The organism is Bacteroides faecichinchillae JCM 17102 (assembly GCF_000614145.1).
Lineage (GTDB): Bacteria > Bacteroidota > Bacteroidia > Bacteroidales > Bacteroidaceae > Bacteroides > Bacteroides faecichinchillae.
In genome coordinates, this window is sequence record NZ_BAKK01000114.1 from 1 (window position 1) to 1620 (window position 1620).

Annotated in this window: 1 protein-coding gene; it reads left to right on the top strand. The window is 40.4% G+C overall.

The window, feature by feature from the left end; translation table 11 throughout:
- Positions 1–183 precede the first annotated feature (183 nt).
- On the top strand, positions 184–1260 hold the full coding sequence (locus tag JCM17102_RS20945) for an IS110 family RNA-guided transposase (RefSeq protein ID WP_025076561.1): 1077 nt from the start codon (positions 184–186) through the stop codon (positions 1258–1260).
- Positions 1261–1620 lie beyond the last annotated feature (360 nt).

Consider the following 1620-nt stretch of genomic DNA (forward strand, 5'->3'; position numbering starts at 1 on the left):
AAATAGTTACTATGTTTGTAAACGCTGAAAACAAACGCTCGTCGGGACGGGTGGTCCCGCCCCTTGCCGCTGGGCGTTCCCCGACCGAAGATTTGGTTTAAACAGAATAGGCGTAATAATTGAATTACTACATTTGTCGAATTGACAATCAACAAATAATCAGTAATTAAAACTATTACACCTATGGTACAAAGTAAAGGAATAAATTTCGATGGACAAAACATCTATATCGGAATTGATGTGCATTTGAAGACTTGGAACGTGACAATTCTCACCCAATCGGGTTATAAAAAGAAACATTCTCAAAAGTCTTCCGCCAAAGAGCTCTTTGAACATTTGAAGAAACATTATCCTAACGGAAATTATCAAGCCGTTTACGAGTCTGGATTTAGTGGCTTCTCGACTTATTACGCTCTCCAGGAGTATGGCATTTCTTGCATGGTCATCCATGCGGCTGATGTTCCTACTACTCAATACGAGAATGTGATGAAATCCGATCCTGTGGATTCGGAGAAGCTTGCCAAAGCTTTAAAGGCCGGCACACTTAAAGGTATCTACATTCGCAGGAAAGAAAATCTGGACAATCGTAGTGTTGTACGCATACGTAAAACCCTAAAACAACAACTCGGTGGTTATAAATCGCGTGTAAAGCATTTGCTTTATAATAATGGTGTTCAGTTGCCCGATTGTTTTGCCAGTCCTAATACGCATTGGTCTAAACGTTTTATGTCTTGGCTACGTGAAGATGTGGTTTTATTGTCTTCCAGCCGTATCGGACTTGATTTGTTATTGGAACAGGTTGACTTATTCAGGAAAAGCCTGCTTAAGGCAAACCGCCTGCTTCGTGATTTAGCCGGTAGCCCGTTGTACGCCGACCGTTATTCCCTTCTTATTTCTATTCCCGGCATAGGAGTGAATACCGCCATGTGTCTGCTCACGGAAATAGATGACATATCCCGCTTTAACAACCAGCGTGAGTTCGCTTCTTATCTGGGACTTATTCCCACCATGCATAGCAGTGGAGAGAAATCCTGTAACGGCGAGAAAACATTCAGGGGAAATAAAAAGATCGGTCCCATGTTGGTGGAAAGTTCTTGGGTAATCATACGGCATGACAGTGTCATGGCAGCCGCCTATGGTGAATATTGCAAACGCATGAAACCACAAGAAGCGATTATACGTATCGCCCGTAAATTATCAAGCAGAATTTTGAATGTGCTGAAAAAAGGGAAGAAATACGAATATGACAGATGCTGTTAGCATACCCTATAAAAGCCTGTTAGGCAAATTTCAGTTTGGACGACTCCTTTTTCATATTTGATGAGCCTTGAGCTGCATCTCTAAATAGTTTGTTGCGTCCATCCTATTATTCTGAAGAAGTAAATTGTTGCCTGCCGCTGTGCAGTTCAACTCATAGAAGTTTGTCTAATAGGGCTTTTATTTAAGAGAAAGCCACGAGGAACGATAGAAGTGATTAGTGGTTGATAGAGTAGAGTAGGATTTTCATCTTAGTCGGGTAGGGTATTGTTTCTTGAAAAATGAGAGAAAAGAGATAACTAATTGATTTATAAAGTTAATAACAAATAAAAGAGTATTCAATTATTAGGAATACAACATAGA

What these genes read in the sequence shown, in the direction of transcription:
- JCM17102_RS20945 (WP_025076561.1), top strand. Translation starts at nt 184, where the DNA reads ATGGTACAAAGTAAAGGAATAAATTTCGATGGACAAAACATCTATATC.